The following is a 9,334-nucleotide window of genomic DNA, read 5'->3' as shown; positions in this document are numbered from 1 at the left end:
AGCGCCCTCCCTGCACGCCCCGGAGTGAGGTGGAGATCAACGGTGGTTGCTGGGTGCCTCACGAACTCAAGGCCCCGTGCCCGGAGGATCTCTTCGAGTACCAGGGCAAGTGCTACACGACCGCCATGCTCGCTCCGCCGACGCCCCAATCGCTCGGACAGTGAGTGACGCGGGGCCCCCTCGCCTCTGGCCCTGACGCCGCGTCTCTTGAAGAGCTCTTCGACCTGCTGGAACAGGGGGAGGAGCGGGAACGTTAGCGGGCCCTGGTGCTACGCTTCGAGTACCTGCTGGACGACCTGACGGCCGAGCGGGAGGAGGCGCTGAGGGCACGTGCCGGCCCGCCCCTGGTGCAGCTGGCGTGGCTGGCGGCCCTGCGCTACGAGCGCACGGAGGAACTGGCCGACCGTCTCATGGACTGGATGGTGCTCTTCGCCCAGGTGCGAGCTTCTCCCGAGGGCGCCGAGAACCTGGGCATGGTAGTGCATTACCTCATCCATATCGGGGATCGCACGACCCGCGAAGTAACGCGGCAGGCGTTACATTCGGTGATGGATGTGCAACGCGCGGAGGAGCTGATGCGAAGCCACGGCGAGGAACTCATTGAGAGGGGGATGCGGCGAGGATTGGTCCAGGCGCAGGTCAGGGGTGTGCTGCGGATTCTCGACGCACGCGGTGTTGCCGTAACCGACGAGGCCCGGCAACGCATCCTCTCCTGTAAGGACATGGCCACCCTGGATCGCTGGTTCGATCGGGCCCTGAATGCCAGCACACTCTCGGACGTGTTGGACGACCCGGCTCCGTAGCGCAGGAGAAGCACATGAAACGGCCGAGTCGTGGTGGAAGAGATGCGTGCCGGGCGTGAGAATCCCGGTGCGGTCAGGTGCCCGAGCTTCGTGACCGCGCCAGCCTCTCGCGAGTGCTGACCTGAGCGCTCTCGGGGAGCGCTGGCGCCAGGTCCGGGGGATACCGAGCCAGGAGCGCCGCGGGGGAATCTTCCTGCTCCACTCCGAGCCGGAAGAACGCCACGAGCTGCCGCAGGGCCGAGGCCTGCGCGGCCACCTCCTCCGCCGTGGCAGAGAGCTCCTCGGAAGCCGCCGAGGACTGCTGGGCCACCTGGTCCACCTGGAGCATCGCCTGGTTGATCTGCGTCGCCGCCTGGGACTGTCCCCTGCAGTCGGCCGCCACCTCCTGAACGAGTCCAGCCGTCTGGCGGATGGACGGAACCAGCGCGTCGATGAGTGAGCCGGAGCGCTCGGCGACCTTCATGCTGGAGCCCGCCAGACCGAGAATCTCCCGCGCGGCCACCCGGCTGTGCTCGGCCAGCTTGCGGACCTCGGCGGCGACCACGGCGAACCCACGGCCGTGCTCTCCCGCGCGCGCCGCCTCGATGGCGGCGTTCAGCGCGAGCAGGTGCGTCTGGTAGGCGATCTCCTCGACGATGGAGATCTTCTCGACGATGCCCTTCATCGCCGTCACCGTCTCGCGCACCGCCCTGCCACTCGCCTCGGCGTCCTCCACGCCCCGCAGGGCCATCTGCTCCATGCGCCGGCTGTTGCCCGCGGTCCGCTCGATGGAGCCGCGCATGTGGGCCAGGCTCTCGGTGGCCTCCTCGACGGCGGCGGCCTGCTCGCGAGTGCCCAGCGAGAGCGCCTGCGACGTCGCGGAGAGCTGGCCGGCGGCCGAGGCAAGGCCGTGGGAGCCCGTGCGAATGTCCCCGATGATGCGCGAGAGGTAGGCGAGCATCTCGCGCGTGGCCCCCATCACCACGCCCACCTCGTCCCGCGACTCGACCTCGAGGTGATGGACCAGGTTGCCCTGGGAGAGCTCCGTCAGCACCCCGGCGACTGTCCGCAGCGGTGCCACCACGGAGCGCATGACGGTCAGGCCCAGCACGACGAGGATGACGAGCGAGACGAGCAGGGCGCCCAGTGTCCAGGACACCAGCTGCTCGCTGGAGCGGGCCGCGGCCGACACGAGGGTTTGAACCCGCTCGCGCTGGGTGTCCTCCGCCCGTTGGAAGATGTGGCTGGCGCGGGTGAACGCCTGGTCCATCATCGCCATCCGCTGTCCGGCCCGGGCGGTGGCGGCCTCGAAGGCGGCACGGTCTCCCGCCTTCTCCGCCCCACTTCGCTCGCGCGCGGCGGCCAGGACCGCCTGGGCGTGCGACCTCAGGTCCGCGACCTCGCGCGCCACCGGCTCCACCTCGTGGGCCAGCGGCGGGTCGGACGCGAGCGTCTTCTCGAGTTGGAGGAAGTGACGCTCGTAGTCCCGCGTGTACCCGTCGAACTTCGCCTGCTCCGCCTCGAAGTCCCAGCTCTCCAGGACGTCATTGCCAGGGGTGTTGAGGCGCTGGAGGAGGCGGCCCGCCTCGTTGAGCGACGCCGTCTTCTCCAACTCCTCGGAGACGGACCCGTTGTTGCGGCGGATGAGCCCGCTCATCCAGTACATCGTCCCCCACAGACCGATGAGCAGGCCCGTGGCGACTGCCAGCAGGAGGAGCAGCTTGCTCCGGATGGACAGCTTCCTCATGGTGCTCCCCTGTCGCGTGACGGTCGAGCATAGGGGCAGAACGAGGTGACGTGCATCCACGCCCCCTCGTGGGTCGCGACCCCGCTCTCCAGTGCTACACGACCGCCATGCCCGCTCCGCCGCCGCCCCAATCGCTTGGGCAGCAAGTGACGCGGAACACCCTTGCCTCTGGCGTTGAAGCCGTGTCTCGACTCCAGGACGGTGGGCGCCGAGGACGGACGCAGGCGAACTGTTGGCCGCCTCGGAAAAGCCCGTGGCCCGCCGCGTGCTTGGGGTGCCCCCGGCATGTCCGGACCCCATGACCTCTTCGTGCGCTACACCTTCGGCCACCCCGAGCGCGCCGCGGCCGAGCTGCGCGCCACCCTGCCCGCCCACGTCATCGCCGAGGTGGACTGGAGCACGCTGCGACAAGAGTCGGGCAGCGTGGTGGACCCGGAGCTGCGCAAGACGGAGAGCGATCTGCTCTTCTCGGCCCGGCTGCGCACGGGTCGGCCCGTGTTGCTCTACGTCCTGCTCGAGCACCAGTCCTCGGTGGACCGGTGGATGGCGTGGCGCATGCTGCGCTACGTGGTGCGCCTGGCGGAGCAGTGGCGCCAGGCGCATCCAGAGGGCACGCGGCTGCCGGTCATCCTCCCGCTCGTCATGTACCACGGGACGGGCGGGGCCTGGACGGCGCCTCGCCAAGTGGAGGAACTCTTCGACCTGCCAGAAGAAGGGGAGGAGCGGAAACGCTGGCGAGCCCTGGTGCCGCGCTTCGAGTACCTGCTGGACGACCTGACGGCCGAGCGGGAGGAGTCACTGAGGGCGCGGGCCGGCCCGCCCCTGGTGCGGCTGGCGTGGCTGGCCCTGCGCTACGGGCGCACGGAGGAACTGGCCGACCGTCTCATGGATTGGATGGTGCTCTTCACGCAGGTGAGGGCTTCTCCCGAGGGCGCCGAGAACCTGCGCATGGTGGTGCGTTACCTCATCTATATCGGGGATCGCACGACCCGCGAAGTAACGAGGCGGCTGTTACATTCAGTGATGGATGTGCAACGCGCGGAGGAGCTGATGCGAAGCTACGGCGAGGAACTCATTGAGCGGGGGATGCGGCGGGGGCGTGCCGAGGACGTGCTGCGGATTCTCGCCGCACGAGGTGTGCCCATGACCGACGAGGCCCGGCAACGCATCCTCACCTGCAGGGACATGGCCACCCTGGACCGCTGGTTCGATCGGGCCCTGAAGGCCAGCACGCTCTCGGACGTGCTGGACGACCCGGCTCCGTAGCACACCGCCGAGCAGCTCCCCGTGTCAGGTGGGTCAGTTCACCTTCACGGAGATGGCCGCGGACGTCGTGACATTCCCCACCGCGTCATGGGCCTTGGCCGTCAGCGTGTGCGTCCCCTTCGACACGTTCAAGAGGTTCCAGCTCACGCTGTAGGGCGCCGTGGTGTCCGTACCGATGACGGTGGTGCCGTCGTAGAACACCACCTGGGTGACACCCACGTTGTCACTCGCACTCGCCTGCACCGTGGTGCTCAGGAACAGCGAGGCCCCGTTGGCTGGCGAGGTGAGGGCCACGGTGGGCGCGGCGTTGTCCACCGAGACCGCGCGTCCAGCGGACTGGGTGACGTTCCCCGCGGCGTCGTAGGACCGCGTCGTGAGCGTGATGCCGCCATTGGCTCCTGTCGCCGTGTCCCAATTCACCGCGTACGGCGCCGTGGTGTCCGTCCCCAGCAGCGTCCCGTCCGCGTAGAACTCGACCCTGGCCACGCCCCGGTTGTCGCTGGCGGTGGCGCTCACCTGCACGGTTCCCCTCAGCCAGGCGTTCTGCGCCGGAGCACTGAGGGCCGTCGTCGGCGCCGTGTTGTCGACCGTCACTCCCACCGCGGAGGAGGTGCCGACGTTGCCCGCCGCGTCATAGGCCTTCACGGTGAGCGAGTGGGTGCCTTCCGCCACGACGGCGCTGTTCCAGCTCGTGCCATGGGGAGCACTGGTATCCGCGTCGAGCAGCGTCCCATCCACGTAGAACTCGACCCTCGCCACTCCCAGGTTATCGCTGGCGGTGGCGCTCACCTGGACGAGTCCCCCGACGTGGGCGTTCTGCCCCGGAGCACCGAGGGCCACCGTCGGCGCGGTGTTGTCGACCGTCACCGCCACCTCGGCGGAGGTGCCAACGTTACCGCTGCTGTCAAAGGCCCTCGCCGTGAGCACATGGGCCCCCTCCGTTACCCCAGCGGTGTTCCAGCTCAACCCATAGGGCGCGCTGGTGTCGGTGCCGAGCAGCGTCCCGTCCACGTAGAACTCGACCTTCGCCACCCCTTCGGTGTCGCTGGCGGTGGCGCTCACCTGCACGGAACCCCTCAACCCGACGTTCTGCGCCGGAGCGCTGAGGGCCACCGTCGGCGCGATGTTGTCGACCGTCACCGCCACCGCGGTGGAGGTGCCGACGTTGCCCGCCGCGTCATAGGCCCTCACCGTGAGCGAATGGGCACCGTCCGTCACGCCCCCGGTGTTCCAGCTCATCGCGAAGGGCGAAGCGTCATCCGTGCCGAGCCACGTCCCGTCCACATAGAGCTCGACCTTCGTCACGCCCAGGTTGTCGCTGGCGGTGGCGCTCACCTGAACGGTGCCCCGCAGCCGGGCGTTCTGTCCCGGAGCGCTGAGGGCCACCGTCGGCGCGAGGGTGTCGACCGTTACCCGCACCTCGGCGGAGGTGCCGACGTTGCCCGCCAGGTCATAGGCCTTCGCCGTGAGCGTGTGGGCGCCGTCCACCACGGCGGCGCTGTCCCAGTCCAACGCGTAGGGCGCGCTCGTGTCGGTGCCGAGCAGCGCCCCGTCCACGTAGAACTCGACCTTCGTCACGCCCAGGTTGTCGCTGGCGGTGGCGCTGAGCTGGACGCTCCCCCCTACGTGAGCGCCCTGCGCCAGAGCGTTGAGGGCCACCGTCGGCGCGGTGTTGTCGAGCGTCACTCCCACCGCCGTGGAGGCGCCGACATTGCCCGCCGCGTCATACGCCCTCACCGTGAGCGAATGGGCACCGTCCGTCACGCCCACGGTGTTCCAGCTCATCGCATAGGGCGAGATGGTGTCCGTTCCGAGCAGCGTCGGCCCGTCGTAGAACTCGACCCGCGTCACGGCCTGGTTGTCGCCGGCGGTCGCGCTCACCTGGACGGTTCCCCGCAGCCAGGCGTTCTGCCCGGGGGCGCTGAGGGCCGCTCCCGGCGCGGTGTTGTCGACCGTCACCTTCACCTCGGCGCTCGTGGCCGCGTTGTCCGCCACGTCATAGGCCTTGGCGAAGAGCGTGTGGGCCCCCTCCGTCACTCCCGGGGTGTCCCAGCTCACCGAGTAGGGAGCGCTGGTGTCGGTGCCGAGCAACACCCCGTCCGCGTAGAGCTCGACCCGCTCCACCCCTCCGAGGTCATCGGCGGTGGCGCTCACCTGGACGACGCCCCCGACCCGGGCGTTCTGCCCCGGCGCCGCGAGGGCCACCTTCGGCGCGATGGGGTCGACGGTCACCCCCACCGTGGCGGAGGTGCGCACGTTGCCCGCGACGTCCAGGGCCTTCACGGAGAGCACATGGGTCCCATACGGGATCAACCCGGTGTCCCAGCTCATCGTGTAGGGCGCGGTGGAGTCCGTGCCGAGCAGCTTCCACCCATCGTAGAACTCGACCTTGAAGACCGCCGGGTTGTCGCTGGCGGTGGCCTCGAGCACCACGGAGCCCCGGAGGAACGTGCCCTGCGTGGGTGAGGTCAGCGCCGCGTCCGGCGGGGTGTTGTCGATGCTCACCACGACCTCGGCCGAGCTCCCAACACGGCCACCGGTGTCGTAGGCCTTCGCCGTGAGCGCGTGGGCTCCGTCCGTCACGGCGGCGCTGTCCCAGTCCAACGCGTAGGGCGCGCTCGTGTCAGTGCCCATCAGCACCCCATCCCCATAGAACTCGACCCGCTCCACCGCCTGGTCGTCGGAGGCCACCGCGGCCACCCAGACCCGGCCCGCCGCCCGCGAAGTGCTGGAAGGAGCGGTGAGCGCCACCGTCGGGTCGCCGCCGCTGGAGACCGGGAGCGTTGGCAGGGGAGCCCGGACCGCCCACAGCTCGTGGCCCTCTCCGTCGTCCGCGCTGAAGAAGACGAGCTCACCGGCACGCCGGAACTCCCGCGGGTTGGACGAGGCGGGTCCTGGACGGATGTCGAACACCGCGTGCGAGCTCGCCAGCGTTCCCCCGGTCGTCCACGGCTCGGCGCCCGACGTCTCGTCGGCCGCCGCGAACATCGGGGGGTCCAGGTCCACAGGGACGAGGGGAGTCTGGCGCGGAGAGACCGTCACGCCGGCCCAGGAGAGGGGGGCGTCGAGACTGGGCCGCGTTCCCCCGGCGGTCCCATCGCTCACCCAGAGCTGGCGGCCGTGGACGCCGTCATCGACGTGGAACAACGCACGCCCGTTCCAGCGCGTGAAGCCCGCGGGAAGGGAGAGGCTCTGGTTGCCCGTCTGGTTGAGTTCCGCGATCCGCCGGGTGCCTGGGATGGTTCCGTCCGTCCAGAAGAGATCCACGCTCGAGCGGGAGTAGGCGTCGACGGTGTACCCCGCGAAGAAGGCCCCGTTTCCCACCCGCATGAATTCAGCCCCGCCCACCACCGCCGGCCCCGGCTCGATCATGAAGGTCCCGGCGGCGGTTCCGTCGGAACGCCAGAACCTGTTCCCGTTGACCCCGTCGCTGGCCGTGAACACGATCACCTCGCCGCCCACCGAGGTGAGCCCACTCGGATTGGAAGACGCCACCCCCGGAGCGATGTCGCGCACCAGGAAGGTGCCCGCGGCGGTTCCATCCGAGCGCCAGAGCTCCGTTCCGTTCTCCGCAGTGTAGGCCACGAGGTACACGAGGTGCTCGGCGCCCGTCAGCGCGGTGATGATCGAGTTCAGGCTCAGATCCGCGACCCGCTCCACGCCGCCGCTCGCCGACGGATACCGATAGAGATCGCGCCCGAACGTCGGGTGGGACGCCAGGAAGAACAGGGAGTCTCCCACCGGCGTGAGCGCCTCGGGGGCGGACACATCCTGGTCCGGCAGGAAGCTGGTGACCTGCTGCGTCCCCTCCGGGGAGCCATCCGTCCGCCACAACTTGGAGCCATGTGAGAAGTACACGTGCGGCCCGAAGCGGACGAGCTTGCCGGAGGTCTGGAGCAGAGTCTTCACCAGGCGGGTGCCCCCCTCGGTTCCGTCCGAAACCCACAAGCCCTCGGAGAAGGCATCGGTGACCGCCAGGAACAGCAGCTTGCCGTTCAGCTCGGTCAACTCGCGAGGGTTCGAGCCAGACTTCGCGGGCCTCCGCAGCTCGTCCGCCCGCACCGTCCCGGCGCTGGTTCCGTCCGTCTTCCACCACTCCTGTCCGACCCACAAATACAGCGTGCTCCCGGCGGCCACCATGCGCGACGGAGCCGACGTCCAGGCCGGGTGGAGGTCGCGCACCCGCGTGGTCTGGACACCATCGGTTCGCCACAGCTCGGACCCGTGGCCAGGGAAGTAGAGGGCGCCGTTGAACGGCACCGGGCCTGGGTCTCCCGGGTAGCCGGAGAACCGGACGGTGGAGGAGACCTGGAGCGTGCCCGCCTCGCTCCCATCCGACCGCCACAGCAGGCGGCTGCTGGAGTAGGACGTGTCGCCCACGGTGAAGTAGAGCAGCCCCTCGCGCACCATCAGGTGGGCGATGGAGCTCGAGCTGGAGCCGAGGGACTTCACCGCGACCGTGCCAGCCGCGGTACCATCCGATTTCCAGAGCTGGTTGCCGACGAAGAAGAACAGCGTCGCGCCGATGCTGGCCGGTTTGGCGGCCTGGCCGCTGACCGACAGGGCCTTCACCAGCACGGTCCCGGCCGCGGTGCCGTCACTCTTCCAGACACCGGAGCTGACCCCATCGGACCCGAGGAACATCAGCGTCCCCTGGACGTTCGCCATCGCCGACACGCTCTCGGCGCCCCGATACTTCACCTGGACCGTCCCGGCGCGCGTCCCGTCCGTCTTCCACAGGCTGGAACTCAAGGACCCCAGGGACAGCTTGAAGTACAACGTCGGTCCCACGGCGGTCAGGAGGCTCACACTCCCCGTGTCCAGCAACGCGCGAGTCCCCTCGGGGGTGCCGTCGGTCTTCCACAGGTTGCTGTCGCCCGGGGCGGACGCACCGCTGAAGTAGGCGCTGCCTCCGTGCTCCAGCAGCTCTTCATTCACGACGCCCGAGGCCTCACCGGGGTGGATGTCGGCGAGCAGCACCGTCCCAGCGGCCGTTCCGTCGCTCGACCACACCTCGTAGCCGTGCTGTCCGTCGTCGGCGAAGAAGACCACCCGGTCCCCGACCGCGATCATCTTCGCGTGCGTCCCCAGACCGTCTTCGGGGCCCGGACGGAGGTCCTTGACCAGCACCGCGCCCGCCGTGGTGCCGTCGAGCTTCCACAGCTCGTAGCCGTGGTCCTCGTCCCTGGCCGCGAAGAAGAGCGTCGAGCCCGCGAGCACGGAGAGCTTGGGCGACACGTCGCTGCTCGCCGGCCCGACGGCGCGCAGATCCTTGACCTTGTAGGGAGTCTCCAGCGAGACGCGCGAGGTGGACCGCGCCCGTGGAGCCTCGGGCGCGTTGGGCGCGTCACACCCCGCGGCCCCGAGCAGCACGAGCAGCACCGCCCCCACACCGCGTCGCCGCAACGAAGCCAGTCCGAGTCCTGCCGCCAGCAGTGTCACCACCATCCGCATGGTTCTCCCCTCGGGGCCCAAGAGCTGTTTCCTGGAGTATTGAGGAAAACCAGGAAACCTGGATCCTACTCAGAAAGAAAACCGG

The 9,334-nt window shown here is 69.4% G+C and carries 4 protein-coding genes; 2 read left to right on the top strand and 2 right to left on the bottom strand.

The genetic code is table 11. The features are described from left to right. Positions 1–266: 266 nt before the first annotated feature. Positions 267–803: a hypothetical protein gene (locus VF697_RS12610; RefSeq protein ID WP_331094637.1), complete on the top strand. Its 537-nt coding sequence runs from the start codon at positions 267–269 to the stop codon at positions 801–803. Between the two features lie 73 nt (positions 804–876). Here the strand turns inward: VF697_RS12610 and VF697_RS12605 are convergent, their stop codons facing one another. Continuing rightward, positions 877–2,529 carry a methyl-accepting chemotaxis protein gene (locus VF697_RS12605; protein ID WP_331094635.1) on the bottom strand — a complete coding sequence of 551 codons (1,653 nt, stop codon included), beginning with the start codon at positions 2,527–2,529 and terminating at the stop codon, positions 877–879. 285 nt (positions 2,530–2,814) lie between these two features. On the opposite strand from VF697_RS12605, the gene VF697_RS12600 reads away from it, so the two are divergent. Then, positions 2,815–3,795 (top strand): Rpn family recombination-promoting nuclease/putative transposase, encoded by a 981-nt coding sequence (locus VF697_RS12600; protein ID WP_331094633.1) that lies wholly within the window; start codon positions 2,815–2,817, stop codon positions 3,793–3,795. 33 nt (positions 3,796–3,828) lie between these two features. Here VF697_RS12600 and VF697_RS12595 read toward each other — a convergent pair whose 3' ends face one another. Next, complete coding sequence (locus VF697_RS12595; RefSeq protein ID WP_331094631.1) at positions 3,829–9,243, bottom strand: Ig-like domain-containing protein; 5,415 nt, start codon at positions 9,241–9,243, stop codon at positions 3,829–3,831. Positions 9,244–9,334 lie beyond the last annotated feature (91 nt).

The sequence above is a fragment of the Archangium sp. genome (assembly GCF_036388035.1).
Classification (GTDB): Bacteria; Myxococcota; Myxococcia; order Myxococcales; family Myxococcaceae; genus Archangium.
Note: the sequence above shows the minus strand (reverse complement) of the source record. Positions and strands in the feature narration are given on the sequence as shown.

Excerpts from the sequence above, each read along its gene's own strand:
- VF697_RS12600 (WP_331094633.1), top strand. The coding sequence starts at position 2,815 with ATGTCCGGACCCCATGACCTCTTCGTGCGCTACACCTTCGGCCACCCC.
- VF697_RS12595 (WP_331094631.1), bottom strand. The coding sequence starts at position 9,243 with ATGGTGGTGACACTGCTGGCGGCAGGACTCGGACTGGCTTCGTTGCGG.
- VF697_RS12605 (WP_331094635.1), bottom strand. The coding sequence starts at position 2,529 with ATGAGGAAGCTGTCCATCCGGAGCAAGCTGCTCCTCCTGCTGGCAGTC.